Below are 18,414 nucleotides of genomic sequence, written 5' to 3'. Positions count from 1 at the left end.
ACGATACAGGGAAGTCTCTCAATGACCGCTCTCGACCGGGCGAAACTCGAACTCGCGGCTGTTGGCCGGTGCGTCACCGGGAATTTCGTTGTGGTTGAGCAGATGATCAGGCCACGCTCCATATGCAAGCCCGACCAGTAGTGGCTCAACTTCTGCGAGGTACGCGGGGTAGCCGTACGGCCCGGGATACCTGTCGGGGTCCCACGCACGAATCCACAGATACGTCTGCTGTTTGAGCTGGCGCGTGCCCTGTTCAAAGAGTTCGCTCGCCCAACTGAGCTTCTTCGACGTCTCGCCAAACACTGTCTCCGAAAGTTCCCCCACATGCCAGTAACTCCCGTCGCCCCACCGAGCGAAACTCCGTGTCCCGCTGTGGTCCTTGGCGATCTCCTCGAAGTTCGCACTCAGTTCGTTCTTTTTCCCGTAGGCCTCTCCCTTCCCGATGTACCGTGGGACGACATCCCTGGGCGACGGATTCTCCGCGTTGAGTTGAAACATGACATAGAGCAGTCCGCTCTCTCCGTCTCTCACGCCGTCACTGTGCACACAGCGGGTGCCCTCTCGACGAATTCGCTCGTCAATGGCATCGCTTCGCTTGAGGACTGTCGAGGAGCCCAGCGTCTTTGTCTCGACGACGAGATTATCGTCCGTTTCGAAGAGTGGGATCGGATCCGCCTCCGCTGGGTCATTGATATCTCGACAGATGGTTTTCTCGACCCATTCGTGCCACAGACTGGCTTTGCTTTCGGAAGTCGCCGGCTCACCAGAGAGCGGAGCGAGACGGGTTGCCTCGTCATTCGATGATTCTGTGTCGCCCGCAACCCAGTTGGGCCCCACTTTTCCCATCTCATGAGGTACCCGGTTCGGAACGAAGTCACGGTTGGCGAAGACGCGATTGAACTGGGGGAGCGAGTGGACAAGACCGACCATCTTCCCCTCTAGTTCCTGCCGGTAGGTTGGGTATCCGTACGGACCTGTATCGAGATCGTCGACGTCGACCACCCACGCGCAGAGCTGTAAATCTGAGTGTTCATAGACGGTCGCGATATGGTCGTACTTCCCGTAGCTGCCCCAGGACCCATCGTCTTCCCACTCCGAAATTGGGAGGGCATCCCGGAGCTTTCTGAAGTGGTCGAGCAGTCGATTCGCAACGTTGCTTGTTTCACCGATGTATACCGGAATCACATCGAAGGGGGCGTCTGCGGGTTCATCCAGCAGATACAGCATATACAGATAGTCACCACTTCCCCGGCCCAGACGATACGAATCGTATGCGTCGGTTCGCGTTAATTCCGAGTCGCTGTCGTCGACCATTGGCACCGGATCCGGGGTTGCAGCCGACTGAATATCCGAGAGAATCGTCTTCTGCACCCACTCTGCCCAGACCTCGTCTTTCGATTGGCTGTCCGACATTGCTGGGGAGAGACAACAGACGGTGATAAAGGTGAGTGAGGGAGCTCTCCAGATGGATTCTAAATTTCTCTTGGTCTGGCTACACGTTAGTTGGGGTACCGTGTCACAAACATCTGTTACCGATAGCTAATACAAGTCTACCATATTCACTGGTAAGCCCCCGATCGTTCCATATTAAGACCGATAAAACATCTCCCCTCGTCCAAATTCACTGAGTCCAGGTATCCTTTCGACCCTACTTCCCGTTCCACGTTCCGGCCATCTCGGCATGGTCCAGACCGTGCTTTTGGACCATTCCCTGACTGACCTCCTCCTTCGCGGTCAGATACAGGATCTGCCACCCGTCATCAGCGAGATCCAACAGACTCTCGAAGCCCTGCTGTAGCCGGTCGGAATCCGCTGCGAGAAACGGATCGTCTAGCAAAAGGAAGCCAGGCTCCTGACCGAGCAACTGCTGGGCCAGCGACACACGGGTTGCGAAGTACAATTGATCTGTCGTCCCCTGACTCAAGACCTCCGGGCCGAACCCGCGACCATCGGCATGTTCGACGGTAAGGCCGTGGTCGTCAGCGTCATATGCGACTTCGGTGTAGCGGCCGCCGGTCAACCGCGAGAATGTCTCCGAAGCCGGGCCTTCCGGATCAAACAGCGTCGCCAGCTTCTGCTCTTCCTGCGCTTCGATCCGTTCGAACACCTCCAGGGCCTTCCGCGAGAAATCGGCATCCCGTTCGATCGTCTCGACCACGCGATCCAGATCTGCGGCGAGCGCCTCCAGCCCGGTCTTCGTCCGGGCTTTGAGGGTGACACTCTCGCCTACGAACGGTTGGGTTCCGAGGTTCCGGGCCCGGTCGGCAAACTCGTCGAGTTGAGTGTGGTACTCGTCGAGTTGGGCATCCATCTCAGCGATCTTCTCTCCCAGTTCAGCGACCTCCTCCTCGAGTCGTGCTAGTTCGTCTTCGTCGTACGTATCGGCGTCGACTCCATTCAGGTCGACATCCGCGACTAAGCCCTTGAGTTGCCGGTTCCAGGTCGTCGTCTTCTTCCTCCAGCTCTCGACGTTCAGATCCCCGAACTCGTCGACGAGACTCCGCTTGGCCAGGGCTCGTTTATTTTCCAGTTCCACTCGCTCGTCGACCTTCTCGGCGAATTCACCGACTGTGGCGACGCCGACGCCGTCGAGACGATCGTCGAGTTCCGTCTCCTGTTTGGCGATCTCGTCCTCTAACTCGGCTTTCTCGTCACGTGCTTCCTCGAGCTCCTCCTGCGCGGTATCGAGGGCGGCTTCCGCTCTCGTCACTTGCTTCTTCGCCGCTTCCAGATCGTCTCTATACGATTCGATCGCCGGTGCGACATCTTCGATCGATTCAACGCTTAGGCCTGCATCGCGCGCCGTCTGCAGAACCTCCTCGCGCTCGGCGTCGAGACTTGCTACCTGTTCGTTCGCTCGATAGGCGACGTAGCCGCTGACGGCCCCGGCGACGAATAGCAGCGCACCAAGTGCGATCGCGGCAGGCGCGCTGAAGATCGCACCACTGAGACTAGCGACGCCAGCACTGAGCAAGCCCGCGACTGCGATCGGTTTGGCGAGCGCCCGATTCCGCTCGGCACCGGACGCGTCGCGCTCCCGCTCCCGGTAGCGATCCAGCGCCGTGTCCGCGTCGGAAACAGCGTTCTCTCGTCGTGCCAGTCTATCCCGACGCTCCTGCGCGTCTACTAGTTCGTCTTCTCGCCGTTCGAGCTCGGCTTCTGTATCCTCGATGTCGTCGGTCAGGTTGTCGGTCCGGTCTCGGTTCCGATCGAGATTCTCCTTTAGTTCCTGGAGTTCGTCGAGTGTTGTGCTGTCGAACGCGGACAGTTTCTCCAGCTGCTCGCTGGTGGTTCGATAGGTTTCTAGTTCACTCGCGAGACGGTCATACTCACTGGCGAGTTCTGCCTTTTGTTGAGTGGCGAGTTCCTCCTGCGCTTCTTGGAATTCTCGCTTCTTTTGCAACCGCCTCGACTCCAGTTCGTCCAGTCCCTTATCCTCTATCTCCTCGACGAACTCCCGAATCTCGTCGGCGAGTTTCTGCGCGCCGTCTCGGACGTCACCAGCGTCGTCGTACTGCTGATTGCTGGAGACGTTGAGGGTCTTCTTGGTCAGCCGCCCCCTTTCTTTGAGTTCGGCTTTGATTGCGTCGATTTCCGAAGTATGGATGTCGCCGAGCGTCTCGATCAGGGAGGTGTAGTATTGCTGGTTGCTTGGCAGGTGGAGGTCGGTGTCGCGGACGACGAAGATGCTCTGGAGATGCTGCGGTTCGATCAGCGTAACGTCACAGATTGACTGCCCGTTCCCGCACTCGATTCGGTCGCCGTCGTACTCGACGACCACCCGACCAACCGGTTCGTTGTCGACGCGCGGTGGTGGGTCAAGGATATCGCCGACATCAGTCGAGAGCAGTTGCACCAGCCCTTCCAGGTAGAGGGTCTTTCCGGCTTCGTTCGGGCCCGAGACGACGGTTAGCCCGTCTTGGCAGGGTGGCTCCCAGCCGGAAATTGGGCCGTACCGGTCTAAGGTCGCTTCCTGCAGCCGCATTCTTAGATGGCACCCCCTGCGTCCAGCGTGCTGAAGACTTCGAGCGTGCGCTGGCGGACGGCATCCCTGGTTTCATCGTCCCACTCCATTTCTGCGAGTTCGGTTTCAAACGACTGGTAGAGCGGGTGTGACTGGAGCTGGCCGACATTACGGGTCTCGTTGCGGACTGTCGCTGGCTTGACGGCTTCTGACAGCCGCTCATCGAACGTTGTTTCGTCCATCGCGATGAACCCGTCGACGGTTACCGTTGCATCGGTCGAATCGACGGCGTGTCTGTCGGCCCACTTCTCGAGGGTCTCGATAATAGTCTGCTCTGACCCCGGCGTGACCGTCACCGATTTCAGGGCGTAGTGGAACGTGTCCAGCGGTATGGTCCGGATTCCGTCGGTCGGATCGAGCAGGCTCACGATCCGCCGGCCGGTCTCGGACTCGCTGGTCGATGCCGGGGTTCCTGGGTACGTGAACGTCGCGTCGTCACCGACCGAGACAACGTTTGGGCCATGGTAGTGGCCGGCCAGATAGTAGTCGAAGCCGAGATCGGCGAGCAGCGTCTCGGTCACCGGGAAGTATCGGCCCGTCTCCTCGGCGCCGGTCTCGATGTCCTCAAACGGCGCATCCAGACTGCAGTGCAGCAGGAGGACCTCGGTTCCATCGAACGGCTCACGGTCCTTCAGGGCCAGGAGGAACTTGTCGTCCGGTCGTTCGCGGTATGGGACGCCGGTAACGCGGACATCGCCCTCGGGACTCGTCCAGTGTTCGAACGGTTCGTCGAGCATGACGATACACGAGTCGCCGAACAGGATGTTCTCACGATAGGCGGCCACATCGTGGTTACCGGGTATCAGCAGGACTTCGAATGAACGGTCCCGAAACAGATCGTTCCGGAGGTCGGTCCGCAGCTCCTCAACATCTTCCGGCCGATCGAAGAGGTCGCCACCGATTGTGACCACGTCGACGGCCTCGTCGGCAGCTAGGGAGAGCACCGCCGCGAGTGCGTCCCGTCGCTCGGGACGATTCGACCTGAGATGGACGTCGGCCGTGTGGAGGATCTTCGTCATCGTTCCCCTCCATCCACTGTCCGCTCGCTGATATAGTTAACCCGAAACGAATACCGGCTCCCACTCACGACTCGACCCGGTGATTTTGCAGCAGGGGCAACACGATATATGCCCGGTTGCAGAGATAGCCGAGTACCTCGCAGGCGTTCTTCCGTACGATCCTCACTTCTCACAGCATCGTCGGGTCAGTAGCTTCATACACGTGTTCGACAACATCGGGATCGTACATTAGTCGGTGTTCCTTGTAGGTGCCGACGTTCTTGCCACCGTGATTAGTCTTCGCCTCAGTGATTTCTAGAAAGGAAAGCTCATCGAGTATCTGTCGACGTCGTTCGCCCGAGAGCGGGTCTGCCCCTTCGCGCTCACAATAGATTTCATATGTGTCGAAAATATCTGAGGTGCGGAACCACTGGTCAGTGCCCTCATCGCCTTTGGTGAGCGCCGCCAAAGCGACAATGATCAGTCGAGCGTGACTCGGGAGGCCACTGATGAGGCTATTGAGACGTTCGGCGTCAGCGAGTTCGCGCACGTCGTCGATCATTTCCTCCGTGATCTTGTCGTATCCCTCCTCAACGGCATGTTCCCCGAGGTAGAACAGGAGATTCACGCCTTTACGTGCATCTCCGTGTTCTTTCGCAGCCAACGCGGCGATCCGCGGAATTACTGCATCTCCAAGAACATTCTCCTGGAAGGCCTCTCGGCGGTGTTCAAGTATTTCTCGAAGCTGGGCAGCGTCGTAAGGGTCGAACACGAACTCCCGATGACCGAAGGAACTCTTTGTCCGTTCGTCCATCTGGTCGCGATAATTGATCTTGTTTGAGATGGCAATAATTGAGATAGGCACGTCAGCGACACCTGTCTCGCCAGCTCGAGAAAGTACCATCAACGGACTATCGTCACGAAGCATATCGACTTCGTCGACAGTGATGATGACGCTGTCGTAGTGGGTATTAACGACCTCCCATATTCGCTCGAAGTATTCATCAGTCGAGAGGCCACGGGTTGGGAACGATACCGAACTCACCTCTGGAGCCAATGATGCGCCGATATTCCGCACCGCGCGAGTGGTACCATTGGCAGAACCACAGTTGACATAAGCAGTCCCGATATCAGTCGGCCTCTGTTCAGCCTCGATCTCCAACCGTTGCATGATGTGTTTAGCGACGAGCGATTTCCCGGTCCCGGTCTTTCCGTATATGAGGACGGAGTTCGTGGGCTGCCCGTCGATGAGTGGACTAACTACGTTTGCTAGGCGCTGGATTTCCTCCTTCCGGCCGACAATCTTGTCAGCAGCGGGGACGTGATTCGTATCTACCAGTTCCCGATTGTTGTATATCTGCTGGCGATTGTTCCGGGATGTATCGAAGAGTGTCTCGGGGTCGTAATCCCCGCCCGAGTCGGAGGTCATACTCCCCTCTCCAAACGCCAAGCACATAAAAGTACACACCGGACTTGGAGTTATAACACCCGTTAAATGCTGTAATTCCTGGAAAATCCCGGAGTTGGTGATAACTCCAACCCTGCCCGAAGACACGTAATTTGGAGTTAAGCCACCGGAACGGCTGAAAATCGGGGACACCCTATTTGGACTTATAGACGGACTTGTCCGCTTACCAAGAGACACCCAGTTTGGAGTTATAGGCAGACCCGATTATTAACCGCGGCAACACCCAGTTTGGAGTTATAGACCAACTTGTTCGATACCCACGAGACACCCTATTTGGAGTTATACTGCAGAGTCACCAAGGGAGATATCGATGATTAAGAGCAACGATCAGAGAACGAGTCAGCCAGTCTCCTGAATCTACCATCACTAGTAAAAGAGGGGCAGTAGCGATGGGCGTTGCTGCTTCGGAAACAGACAGGAGAGTGGGATCAGCTGAAGGACTGTACCGACTTCCCATCCGCACACCAACCGATGTAGGACCGATCAGCTGAAGGAGCGAGTGGACAGTACACCGAAGTTGTACTTATAGAGTGAGAAAACCGGCACAGACACCTGGTTTGAAGTTATAATGAGATTAGCGTTCAACCCAGGAGTTAAGAAGACGGATCAAGACATCACGTACCAGAATATATCAGGAACAAGATGGATACGCCACCCAGACAGACACCCAGTTTGGAGTTATAGGGTTCTGAGAGGGAGGGAGGGGTCTCAAAACAGCCAAACTTCAGGGTGTATAACTCCAAACTGGGTGTGTCTCTTCTAGTCTAGTCTTTCTAGAAAGAGAGATGTGTGGAACCCAGACGCCTAAACCGTGATCCCGGCGTTGCTGGTCACACTCCTATGGAATGACTATAACTCCAAACTGGGTGTGTGTGTTCCAACAAACAGGTATACTACCACAGAACCTTACTCGACATCTCGAGGACATTTTATGTCGTAGAAACGGGAGGCCTCGGGGCTTGATCCCTTCTTCCAAGGATATCTTCCGTGGTCGTCGTAGTAGGAACGCATCATCCGATCGTGAAGCTCGGCTCGACCGTCCTGCCAGCCGTCAAGGAAGTCCTCGATCACCTCGTCCGGTTTGGAATCGCCTGGTTCGTGCCCGAACCGTGGCGTGTTACACTTTGCACAGACCCACACCGGCCGTCCGCGTACTCCCTCCAACGTTGACTTTCCGGTGTACCGATGATCCGTATCCTCCTCACATTGTCGACAGTGGAGGATCTCTGGCTCGGACTCAGGGATTGCTCGATCGGGGCCTGAATTGTAGCGGCGAACAATGCCCGGCACAAGCCAGTACTGCTCATCACCGTCTGCATTCTGCGCTCGAAGTTCTTCGACGTCGTCCTGAGTCCCGAGCGGGTCACCCTCGGTCAGATAGAGATGGGTGTTTGCTCCCAAGTCCTGGACTGTCCGCTTGAGAGCCGCCTCGAAGAGTCGCTGCCCATCATCGCTGTCGAGGGGCGCGACGTCGACGACATCGCCCCAGCCAGCTGTGAGGTGCCTCGCCGGCGAACTCTCGAAGTCGGCCACTGGCTTCACATCGGCGTACCCAGCGTTCGCATCACCAACCAGTGCATCAGCATCTGCGAGGCTGAATGCCGAGGTGCCAAGCGCGAGCGCTTCGTAGCGCGTTGATGCCTGAACGACCGCAAAGACCACCCGGCCGAACGTCCAGTCAGGAGTCGCCTGGTCACTCGCAGTCTTGGTCTTATCATCCTGGGACCACGGGCGATCCATCATCTCACCCGCTTTCCGGGCACAGAGCCCACAGCGGTCGTGGGTATCCGGGATCTCCCGATCGCAGTCTTGGCAGGTGTGGCGGTTGTACCGCTTGCGTTGGTCTTTCCGATCGGGATAGTAGCCGCTAGCTGGATCGTGTTCGTCCGGCTCTGCATGTGGGTCGCCAGTCGAGTCAGAGTAGATCGTTCCGCGAGGTTCGTCTTCGTCGTAGAGAGGATTCTTATCAGACATCGAGTCGAAAAGAGAGTACGTCGACGGGACTCTTAGTTTTTGTTGAGTGTCAGGATACATTCCGTTTGCTCGAGAGGGAGAGAAAATCTGCCCAGTACGAACGGCGGGCTCAGTCGAAGAAGGATTCGAGTTGTCGCGGGCGATACTCGTCAGTGCGAAGGTCGACGACGTGGTCGATATCGACGCGCCGGATATACACGTCACCCTCATCAGTCTGAACGCGGAGATTGCGGGCATCCGCACGGCTGAACTCGTGGACGGCGACCTGCTCTGCCTCGATGTCTCCGTCCGGCGTGGTTACGACTGCGTTGTTCTTGAGAACAACAAGGGCAATGGGATCGATCACGTGCCGTCACCCCCGTCGGTCAGCAGATCGGTCAGTTTCTCGCGACGGGTGTCGATGTCGTGCTGGTCGACGAGATCGAGCGCAGCGAGGACGGCACCGTCGTTGGTCACACCGTCGGCAGCGAGGTTCCAGAGTCGCCTGACTGCTGCACCCTCGTCAGTGCTACTTCGGTGGAGGTCGGGAACGAGATCGAGACTCAGCTGTTTCCAGTCGGCGGTGGTCCCGGTGATCTCCAGCGACAAGTCGTCTTTGCACCCGGCGCGTTCGTATCCGTCCATCGCATGGTCATAGATTAGGTCCTCGATGACGCGGAGTTTGCAGACGGTCGGGCCGTTCCCGTCGAACATCGGATCGATCACTGTCTGGAAGTCGTTGGCCGATTGCAGTTTCCGCTCGATGGTGAGTTCAATGGTGTCGTGTTCGGCGAGAATATCTGCATTGTCGTCGCCACTGACCTGTCGGGTGAACGTCGCTGGCCCGGTCGCGACGACCGTCAGTGTCGGGTCCGCGGTCGTCGGTTTGGACTGCTGTGCTGTCGCATCGGTCGAAGGGTCGGATGCTTCGGAGCTCATTTTCTTTGAGTCCTCCAGTCAGATGGGGGACACAAACGAGGGGTTGAGACACTCCGTTGTCGATTTGTAAAAGATGCTATTTACTTCTCTAACGGCTGAAATTCGGATATTTACAGCAGAAACGTGGGGTGTTTAGGATATGTGGTTGTATGATTAGATATCGTCCGTCTGGAACACGGTGAGCGACTGCTGTTCGGTCGCAGTGTCGTCGGGGACCGAGCCTGTTTTAGCGACCGGTTTTGCGGGTCCTGACCTCTCCTCGGACGCGTCGGTGTCGTCCTCCGGAGCGAGGTTGTCTCGGAGAGTCTGAATCTGTTCGTCGTCGAGTTCGCGAACAGCGCCGCCCCGAGGGGAGTGGGTCGTCTGCCAGACGCGACGATACTCGAGTGTGAGTGAGTCCCCGAGGATCGCATACCCGTTGAGATTGAAGAAGCAGAGGTTCAATGCGGTCATTTTCGCGCACAGCGGGTCTTTGTCCTGGCCGACGAAGACTGCCTCTGGAAGTCTCCGGCCACCGCACAACAGCATCCGCCCGCTCCCACAGGCCGGGTCGGTGACAGCCTGCTGGGTGCCGTCGTCTCGGGGCTGGCCGTCGACGGTGTGAGTGATCTCGAACATCGCCTCACAGACCGAATGCGGCGTGAAGTGCTGGCCGAAATTGTTGCTGCTCATGCCGTACTCCTCGTACACAGCGCCAAGCACGTCGGCGTTGGTCTCGGACATCTGCTTCTGGAGCTGGCCGAAGGCGTTGGCGAAGAGGTCGACCGTCCGTTCACCCCGGGGGTGGTCCATATCCCGGGGCTCGTTGTAGTCGTCGACGATCTCTAGGTACGGATCGTCGCGGCGCTGGAGGGCCAACAGTATGAGGTCGACCCAGTCCTTGAAGACAGTGTAGGCGCTGTGGCCGCGCTGCTGGATCTGGTTGAGAACCGAGACAATCGGGTCGGTGTCAACTTGTGGTGACGCCATGCTCGCACCCGGAGAGCGAGACAAACTGACTGAGAGCGAACGCTAATCTCTCCGAATGTTGGCAACGTACTTGGAAGGTCAATGAACACTACCTGACAGAATCGGCCTGCTGAATAGAGGGCGCATGTCTTGCACGGCCAAAATTACGAGTTGATCGCTAGTTTAACCCCGTAGTTGTCATTTGGATTATCTTAGCCACCTTCCTATCCTACATACCCATTAAACTCTACTCCCTGCGCTTTTGAAAGCAATGTAACTCGAAGCGATATCGATTAGAGATATACGGTATCTGGTTCTATTTCAGTAATTCCATCACGGAGGGCTTGCTCGGAAGCACCACCGTCCCACTGGAGAGTAAAGCCAAACCGGGCCGGTTTGGCATTGGCGGCCGTGACCGTAACTTGGACAGTATATTTCGTGCCGGGAGAAAACTCAATCTTTCTGAAAGATGCCAAAGTGTGTAGCGACGTATCTCTTACCTCTGTTCTGCTGGCACTTTCGTCCGCTACCTCTTGGTAGGAGAGACGGAGAAGGTCTACAAGCACGTGGTCGTTACGGTTCACCTGAAATGGAGTGGTGCGTTCACGAATTCGCTCACCCTTGGGAAGACCTTTGTACAGAATAGGTGGATTGATTCTAGTTCCAAGTCTAACTGGTTGGGGGTTTCTGGAGCCGCCTTCGTAGATCTCGGCTTTGACCTGACACTCTCGTGCTGGGGTCCTTCCGGCGTTCCCAAGAAGCAGATGTATGTCCTTTACTTCGTGTCGTGTCTCGGTATCCTGAACGTTGTCTAATCGGGTCTCTTGTTTATCTAAGGTGCGAGATATGATAGCGGGTGAGTCGCCTTGATTGCTGTACCAGTCAAGAGTAAGTTGTGGTGCGTTGCGTCGTCGGAGGATTTGCTGTGCCACTACGGTTATGAGTCCCCCACCAATCCCACCTGCGAGCGCTGCACCAGCCGTTTCCAATAGCGGCATTATCATTCTTATAAGGTAGAGTGCGGAATAAAGATCGGGTGAGATGTAGCAGGGTATTTTGACATTTTACCGATTGGTAGATTGGAATCTTACACTGAGCAACTGATTTGTTCGACCGGAACTGGAGGAATAAACGAGATGCTGAACTAAACCTCTGTATGCAGCAAGTAATAAGAGAATCATCTCATAATTGGTGATTCAGATCGTGCGGCATTGAGCTCATAAATCCCCGTCGACAGAGAACTATAGCCTCGATAGTGGCCGGACAGTCATCGACCCCCACCCAGCGGATTCCGAGCGGCTCAGGTAGGTGAGCAGTTGATCACGAACGTCTGCCCGTAGCATCGCGACAGTCTGCTGGCCCGTCGCCGAGGTCAGCCGGTGCCGGACGAACTCCTCACTGTGGTCGCCACTGGCGAACTCTGAGTGGAAGAACAGCGTCCACTCGTCCCTGAATGCCAGCCGAACGGCGACCGGTTCATGCTTAAGTTCGACGAGGATGCACTCAGCGAGGGATACTTGGCGCGTTTCTGAAAGGCTGTTCGGAATGTCGCACCTCAGATCCGTCCAGGGTGCCGTCCGATCCGGATCGGTGACCGTGGGACAGACAGGGGCGCCGTGCTGATCGAAGTGGAGCTGTACGTGGTCCTCGCGACTGGTTGAATCGTCGATTGACATTGGTTGACTCTCTCGAGAGGACGACTCCCGCACACGCTGCGGGGAGATCCAACACAGGAGGGCGCGCTCTTCTCTCCTATTCGTACTTCCTCGGACACCCTATCTGTCGGGGAGTGTCCCGTCAGGCCGAGGCACAGTGCCGGCCTCGATCTCGATGGCGACCCGCCGGAGGTGCTTGCACTTGTCGACGGGCGTGTCTGGATCGCTGCAGGTCTGCTCGAAGTCGGGGCAGGTACACTGTTTCTTCACCACGTCGACGTCGTAGTAGCTTCCCGAGGCAGAGTGGACTTCGTACACACCGGGTTTCTTCTGAAACGAGACGTCGATCTCCTCGCGCTTGGCCCGCTTGGTGCGTGGATCGTCGTCGTCGGCGACGGCGAATGGATCGTCGGCGGGATCGGGAACAGTCCCATCTGCAATCCGAGCCTGGACCACGCCCCCATCAGTGACTGCCTCCGACGGCGCGTCAGTCCAGCGCGTATCCCGGACGATAACGCGGTGGTTGTCGGCCTCGGCGTCGAGAGGCCCGACTGACAGCCGATCCACGAGGCGGAGGATGTCCCACTGGGTGGCTGGTTCGGGCAGGGCAATCTCGAATGTGTGTTCGCCGGTCCGGGTGACTGTGTACTGACCTGCAGGGAACTCGTCAGTCACGAAGGCGGCCAGTCGATACACGGACAGGCCGTCCATCGCGTTCCCCTGAAGACTGTCGAGACGGCGCTGACAGCGTTCACTGGGCGCGCCGGACTGCTGGACGACGGCCTTTGCGCCGATCCGGCAGTCGGGACAGGTGTAGACAAGCGTCTCGCGATTGTCCGCGAGGTGTTGGGAACTGCGCTCGAGCGATGCGTCGCAGAGGGCGCACTGCTGGGTGGGCTGCTGGTCGGTTTCTGGACTTGCGGATGTGGATTCATCGACGGACATGGGTACGAGCGGGCCGCGCTCTCGGGCACGACCCTCACCCCATCTGGGGTACAAAAACTGTCGGCGACGGCGGACTCAATCGTCTGTGTAGCGCTCTCCCATCTCCTCGGCTTTCCGGTCGACTTCGTCGTGATGGTCAACGTCGGACATTGGGATCCGCCCGACCGTCTCCTCGAACCCACACTGGGCGCTACACTCGTAGTACACTTTCCAGCCGCTGGCTTCTTTTTTGGTTCCGTACAGCAGTGGCTCGTTACACTCGGGACACGTTGCACTCGGGTGTTCGATTAGTAACATCATAGTTGGTCTGTCGGGTGCCTTTGGGGCACCCTCGCTGTTGCGGGGAGGACAAACACTCGCTAGGTATCGAGATCGAGTCGGACCTCGACTATCTCTCCGTCGGTGGATCGGCGGCTCGTCGTTAGCAGATCCGCCCTGTCGAGTTGTTCTTGCAGAAGCGTTCGAAACCAAGGGGGTGCTTCGGGATCGAACACGATCCGGGCTCTATTCTCCTCTATCTCGGTACCGAGGGTGTCCGTTGGGGACGACTGTTCGGTCCGTGTCGTGGATTCCTGAGACATAATTCTGATTCGCCGCACCCCCTTGGCGGAACAAACTGAGGGCGAGACCGTGAATTCAGTCTTGTTGCCGGAGTTCGCTCGCCCGTAGCCGGAGCTGTCCGAGAATCGCCGCCCGATTCTGATGGGTATTTTCGTAGGCTACGTACTGCTTCACCGTTGTTAAAGAATACATACACTGGATCCCTGCCCGGATCAATCCCGGATTTGTCGCCGACAACAGTTTCTCCGGAGGGAGCTGGTCAAGGATTGCATCGCGATCTTCGTCGTCGGTCACGCTGAGGCACCTCCGTTCTCCCCGAAGTCCTCGAGTGTGACTTGCTGGCCCTGTTTGAAACGACACTCTGGATAATGCGCGAGGAGTGTGCTGTCGAACACGCGCCAGAAAGCGGACTTGTGCGGCTCGACGGTCTGCCACCAGCGCGCTCGCCGGAGGGCATCGTCGACGCGCTGGCGCTCGATCACCGGCCACTCGTCGCGTTCGATCAGGACCATCGCGATTCTCCCTCCGGATGGTCCCGCATGTACGCGGCGGCCAACTTAAAGCCGGCAACGAGCGTGTCTTCGGTGCCGACGATTCGGGAGCCTCGCTTCAGGGTCGTCCCAGTCTCGCCTCGGTGAAGTGCGAGTGTTGCCGTGTCATCCGGAATATGCCAGCCGATCCGGTTCTCGGTGTGGACGAGATATTCCCACTCGCCGGCGGTGGCCTCTTTGGCCCGCTGTTCGATATCGATCCGAGTGTCGCCGGCTCGCGAGCGCTGACCGCCAGCCCCGAAATCGCCGAGGGTGAAGTTCTCAGACATCGGTTGCCTCCTCAGAGATGGTCCCACTCGTCGAGCATCTCGACGGCCGCCTGGAGGACAGCCGTGATCTGCGCGTCGACGGGCCTGTCGGCGTCAACGTCCACGTCGAGACTCACCCGGAGGTCGTGGAGGTCGGCTACGCCGAGGCTGGGGACCTGCCGGCAAAGCGTCTTGAGGACGTGGTCACGGATCGTCTCCACCGAATTGTCAGCGCTGACCTGCTCCATGACTGAGCGGTGGATCTGGTGGCTGTCGGGCTGGGAGCCGGTGGCCATGAACTGTTCGAGCGCACGCAGCTGGCTGCTGGGTGCTTCGATCTGGAAAGACATGCTCTCACCCGCCCCGGAGGACACAAACTGACGCTGGCGAGCGAGCGGGGGGCAGAGTTTTTAACCAACACATCTGGCGGTATCCCCGATTTTACGGAGACAGTAGCTCGACTGTTGGTTAAGACTGCGGACCATCAGTTCCTACTGGAGTCGCTATGGAGGTGTCCAAGTATCGATCTGGGCCTGTCGGTGTTCGTTGTCCAAGTCCTTGCTTGAGACAGAGCCGTCCTGCTCGAACGGCGGGGTAACGAGGACGGTCGCGTCGTCGTCGTACTTGCGGTCGGGCCGGCGGACACAGTCCACTGGCTGGATTGGGCTGCATTCGATACAGGAGCAGGTTCCTCCTTCGAAGCTGGCGATCTCGACGGTCCAGCCGAGGACGCTCTGGATCCGGTAGGTTCGGTCGTCGCGAGCGCCGTCTGGTTTCCCGTTGGCCCAGCCGCGGATGCTGGCGGAGCGGCAGCCAACAGCGCCACAGATATCACAGGTCCGGAGGTAGTCACGATCACCGGGCCGGAACTGGTCGGCGGCGACCGACTCGTTGTCGCGCGTCGACAGCGCACAGTCGTCGCAGATCGCGAAGTCATACACCCCCTCTTCGTGGGCGACGTCGGCAGGCCAGCGCACGTAGGTGTAGGCGCTGCCGAAGAACCGAGCGTCGACGGTCCCACAGAATTGGCAGTGGTCGGCGTCTGCGGTCTTGGATATTTCCTTAGACATCGGTAAACTGTCCAAGGTGTCGCTGATCGCTTGGCGTTCGCGAGGACTGATATGCGTCCTCGCCGTGGTGGTCCTTGCGTTCCCGGAGCTGTTTGTGCTCGAAGATATACTGGAGCCGCTCGAGGACCATCGAACTGAACAGTATCGGCGGGGCTGGTGTCTCGCTCAGCGGCCCGCTGAACGGATCGACCCCTGGGTGTCGAAAGTATCGAGCAGGCGGACGCGGGCCAGCGTGGCTGCGTAGTCGATGTTCTCACTCGGTAGGGCCACGGCTGGTGGGTCGTGATCCACTGGGCAGGTCCAGAACGTTTTCTCGTGGCTCGGATTGCACAGTTCCATCGGTGCAAAACATTGCGGACATGGTGGTGTGTCGGATCGGTCTGACATCCTTCCAGCCTGCAGAGGGAGACAAACTCGCCGTACTGTCGCGGCTACTGGATTCAGTCGATTTCTTGTGATCATTATCCGCTAAACTGGTGATAGGTACCTACTGGCGTGCTAAATGCAGAATTTGTACTTAGCTGCAGGATTTATAACGTTATGGTTTGATGAGATATGAACACTAAATAATATAAAGAAATTTGTAATATTTTTATACTACGTGTTTTTCTACATTTGTGCGATCTGAATGAGTTGCAGATCTTGCTCCAGCAGATGAGGCCGGTCGTCACAATGAATAATTTTCCTCAAGGAGAGATGAGGACCGGCAATTGTTTCTCAGTAGTCGTTACCACCGTGCTAGCTAAAAATCTTCACTCACGGGTGCTGTTTCTCAAGTCACTATTTTTTACTCTTGTGGAGACGGTACGAGTGTTGTCATTTTTGACCGGCTCATAATGGAATTCCGTGATTTCGACGACACTGGGAACTTTGGATTCAAATTGTATGGACACTGAATATGGCTTACTAGCTAGATCATCAGTGCAAGAGCTAGTAAATCCACCAGAATCATCTTCCTCTTTTGTCCAACCAATGTCGAGGTTTAACATGCCACTCTTCTTATCGTACCTGATATCTTTAATAGATATATTGTTGCAAGTGCTTGAACCATACGTTAAAACCCCCTCTACATATATGGTTTCATTTTTTTCTTGAAAATTAACAATTGGAGGTCTATTGGGGGGAGTATTTTCACCAATTCGAGTTGTGCTATTCTGACCTTCGTCAAAATCAACAGAATTCACTCCACTCGGTAAACTGTCTGAATGATCTTGGTCTAATCCGGAATAGAACCAAAACCCAATACTTGATAGAAGTACGACAATTATTAGAAGGAGAACACTACGTTTTGCAGTTATGATCTTTTGACACATATTTCCCAGAGCAGATATACTCTTGATCACTCTTCACTCGATTAAATCGAGTTACACAGTTCAGTTAATTCTTTTGTTCCTATATTTCTAATTAAATTTACAAACTGGTACAAGACTGGGCTTGTTTATGATAATTTATGATCGGATATATATATATATTTTGGTTCAGTGAACTTATTGTCCTTATATTGGTTGTTGCAATTGAGCACCAACTGCCTCAAGCGCCTTTTCAGCGGCAGGACCAGCATCCCATTTATCTAATATAGTTCCAAAGATTGATTCCTTAATATGAACAACCCCACTGTGGAAGGCTACCAATTTTCCATCATCATCAACCCAAGGCCCGCCTGAATCACCCGATTGGCCCACTGCAGAATTCATATTGACTTGGTGTTCAGCGTGATACCCATTAGTGGCCACATCTGTTACCATATTATCTTCAGTACAACTTGACCTCCCAGATAGGGTAACATCAATAGTTCCTGTAATCGTGTACTCCAATAGTCCGTCCCAAGTCCAAGTACCCGTAACATCCGGGGCACCCAGAACACCCCCATTATCCAGTGTAACATCGGAGTCCCAATTAAATTCGTACGCAGTAATATCCTCACTTTGATCTCTTGCAGAAAATGACCCTACAGAAGTCGAATCTACTTGATACATATCTGAATCACCCTCCATTACGTGATCGGCAGTGATCAGAACATTATCGAGCGTATTTGTCCCATCTCCATAACAAACTAGACCGAGTGTGCCACTTGTTGAGGAAGGGTAGGTACTAATTCCAATCCCACCCTCCATAGTAGAGCGGTCGTCACCTCGACTCCCGCAAGCATGTTTTTTTCCATCAATTACTTTCTTGTTAATTTCTACCGGAATCTGGTCTGGCTTATTATTCTGAATAGATTTCTCCAATGAATTGATTGACGGGTTTTTCCCTTTATCTGGATTTTTGCGTTTGGACATCGTCACCTTTATTTTCAGATCACCTCTGCTGTCGGATCTGGATTTGAGGCTCATTCTACCGATCTTCTCACTGCGTACTTTATTTGAGAATCTTTTGTATTTTTGAATTTTATTATGACGTTCTTCTTCGATTATTTTCACTTTTTCTGGTTGGCCTTGTCTATCCTTGGTCAAGACCAGTGGAACACCTTCTGGCTCTTCGCCATAAGCATTTTCTAGAGCAGCTTGAAGCCCTGTGATACCAACTGACCCGATCCCCAACATTTTGAGAAACCGGCGTCGAGTGGTTTGATCCAGACGAACAGTTTCTCCAACCGCAAGTTCTCTTGGCATTGTAACTTCAAATTAATCCCATATTGTTTGTAACTTAAAGATATTGGTTTTATTTTTTATCCAAATTATATCATGAAAATTCTCAAATCGTGATGGTGCTTTCTGGATTATTTCTGCATTCGTAGTTGGTGATAGCGACGAACAAGCGAAGACAGAGTACAATTCTGGCTTATTAGGTCTCTGCTGAATCGTAACTGGAAATTGACAAAATTTCCGACCCAACAGGTGTGGACAAACAGGCGCTGGACGACTGTCAGACCCGATCTAGCGTCACAGTGAAGGGGGCGTCCGATTCTCGTGCTTGTTCTGGCGCGTTCTCGAGAGCCCAGGGCGGTTTGGCTGTGTAAGAGTCATCGTCGTACCAGAACGCAATCTCACGCAACTATTGCTTGTCGATCAGGCGAAAGCAGCCATCGTAAATCCGCTATACCCGCAGTAAGTA

18 protein-coding genes are annotated in these 18,414 nt (G+C 55.6%); all 18 read right to left on the bottom strand.

The features are described 5' to 3' along the window. Positions 1-18 precede the first annotated feature (18 nt). Complete coding sequence (locus ACOZ4N_RS00885; RefSeq protein ID WP_424016185.1) at positions 19-1,413, bottom strand: GIY-YIG nuclease family protein; 1,395 nt, start codon at positions 1,411-1,413, stop codon at positions 19-21. Positions 1,414-1,648: 235 nt separating this feature from the next. Beyond that, on the bottom strand, positions 1,649-3,985 hold the full coding sequence (locus ACOZ4N_RS00880; RefSeq protein ID WP_424016184.1) for an ATP-binding protein: 2,337 nt from the start codon (positions 3,983-3,985) through the stop codon (positions 1,649-1,651). 2 nt (positions 3,986-3,987) lie between these two features. Beyond that, complete coding sequence (locus tag ACOZ4N_RS00875) at positions 3,988-5,043, bottom strand: metallophosphoesterase family protein (RefSeq protein ID WP_424016183.1); 1,056 nt, start codon at positions 5,041-5,043, stop codon at positions 3,988-3,990. 169 nt (positions 5,044-5,212) lie between these two features. Then, positions 5,213-6,451 carry a Cdc6/Cdc18 family protein gene (locus ACOZ4N_RS00870; protein ID WP_424016182.1) on the bottom strand — a complete coding sequence of 413 codons (1,239 nt, stop codon included), beginning with the start codon at positions 6,449-6,451 and terminating at the stop codon, positions 5,213-5,215. A gap of 945 nt (positions 6,452-7,396) precedes the next feature. Beyond that, positions 7,397-8,464: a hypothetical protein gene (locus ACOZ4N_RS00865; protein WP_424016181.1), complete on the bottom strand. Its 1,068-nt coding sequence runs from the start codon at positions 8,462-8,464 to the stop codon at positions 7,397-7,399. Positions 8,465-8,573: 109 nt separating this feature from the next. Then, a complete protein-coding gene (locus ACOZ4N_RS00860) occupies positions 8,574-8,810 on the bottom strand; it encodes a hypothetical protein (protein ID WP_424016180.1) in 237 nt (78 codons plus the stop codon). Further along, complete coding sequence (locus ACOZ4N_RS00855; protein WP_424016179.1) at positions 8,807-9,382, bottom strand: hypothetical protein; 576 nt, start codon at positions 9,380-9,382, stop codon at positions 8,807-8,809. The genes ACOZ4N_RS00860 and ACOZ4N_RS00855 overlap by 4 nt, the downstream gene beginning before the upstream one ends. Positions 9,383-9,535: 153 nt before the next feature. Beyond that, a complete protein-coding gene (locus tag ACOZ4N_RS00850) occupies positions 9,536-10,351 on the bottom strand; it encodes an N-6 DNA methylase (RefSeq protein WP_424016178.1) in 816 nt (271 codons plus the stop codon). Positions 10,352-11,571: 1,220 nt separating this feature from the next. Continuing rightward, entirely contained in the window at positions 11,572-12,006 is a 435-nt protein-coding gene (locus ACOZ4N_RS00845; RefSeq protein WP_424016177.1) for a hypothetical protein, read from the bottom strand. Between the two features lie 99 nt (positions 12,007-12,105). Further along, positions 12,106-12,930, bottom strand: a complete 825-nt coding sequence (locus ACOZ4N_RS00840) for a hypothetical protein (RefSeq protein ID WP_424016176.1) — start codon at positions 12,928-12,930, stop codon at positions 12,106-12,108. A 75-nt stretch (positions 12,931-13,005) separates the two neighbouring features. Continuing rightward, positions 13,006-13,230 carry a hypothetical protein gene (locus ACOZ4N_RS00835; protein ID WP_424016175.1) on the bottom strand — a complete coding sequence of 75 codons (225 nt, stop codon included), beginning with the start codon at positions 13,228-13,230 and terminating at the stop codon, positions 13,006-13,008. A gap of 336 nt (positions 13,231-13,566) precedes the next feature. Continuing rightward, positions 13,567-13,785, bottom strand: coding sequence for a hypothetical protein (locus ACOZ4N_RS00830; protein ID WP_424016174.1), 219 nt, complete (start codon positions 13,783-13,785; stop codon positions 13,567-13,569). After that, positions 13,782-14,003, bottom strand: coding sequence for a hypothetical protein (locus tag ACOZ4N_RS00825; RefSeq protein WP_424016173.1), 222 nt, complete (start codon positions 14,001-14,003; stop codon positions 13,782-13,784). The genes ACOZ4N_RS00830 and ACOZ4N_RS00825 overlap by 4 nt, the downstream gene beginning before the upstream one ends. Beyond that, positions 13,994-14,311 (bottom strand): hypothetical protein, encoded by a 318-nt coding sequence (locus tag ACOZ4N_RS00820; protein ID WP_424016172.1) that lies wholly within the window; start codon positions 14,309-14,311, stop codon positions 13,994-13,996. The genes ACOZ4N_RS00825 and ACOZ4N_RS00820 overlap by 10 nt, the downstream gene beginning before the upstream one ends. An 11-nt stretch (positions 14,312-14,322) precedes the next feature. Continuing rightward, complete coding sequence (locus tag ACOZ4N_RS00815; protein ID WP_424016171.1) at positions 14,323-14,640, bottom strand: hypothetical protein; 318 nt, start codon at positions 14,638-14,640, stop codon at positions 14,323-14,325. Between the two features lie 153 nt (positions 14,641-14,793). After that, complete coding sequence (locus tag ACOZ4N_RS00810) at positions 14,794-15,360, bottom strand: hypothetical protein (RefSeq protein WP_424016170.1); 567 nt, start codon at positions 15,358-15,360, stop codon at positions 14,794-14,796. Between the two features lie 752 nt (positions 15,361-16,112). Then, positions 16,113-16,673, bottom strand: a complete 561-nt coding sequence (locus ACOZ4N_RS00805; protein WP_424016169.1) for a hypothetical protein — start codon at positions 16,671-16,673, stop codon at positions 16,113-16,115. Positions 16,674-16,856: 183 nt separating this feature from the next. Beyond that, complete coding sequence (locus ACOZ4N_RS00800; protein ID WP_424016168.1) at positions 16,857-17,972, bottom strand: hypothetical protein; 1,116 nt, start codon at positions 17,970-17,972, stop codon at positions 16,857-16,859. Between the last annotated feature and the right edge of the window lie 442 nt (positions 17,973-18,414).

This window comes from Halorientalis pallida (genome assembly GCF_049605515.1).
Classification (GTDB): domain Archaea; phylum Halobacteriota; class Halobacteria; order Halobacteriales; family Haloarculaceae; genus Halorientalis; species Halorientalis pallida_A.
The sequence above is the reverse complement of the archived record's forward strand: the minus strand, read 5'-3'. Positions and strand labels throughout refer to the sequence as shown.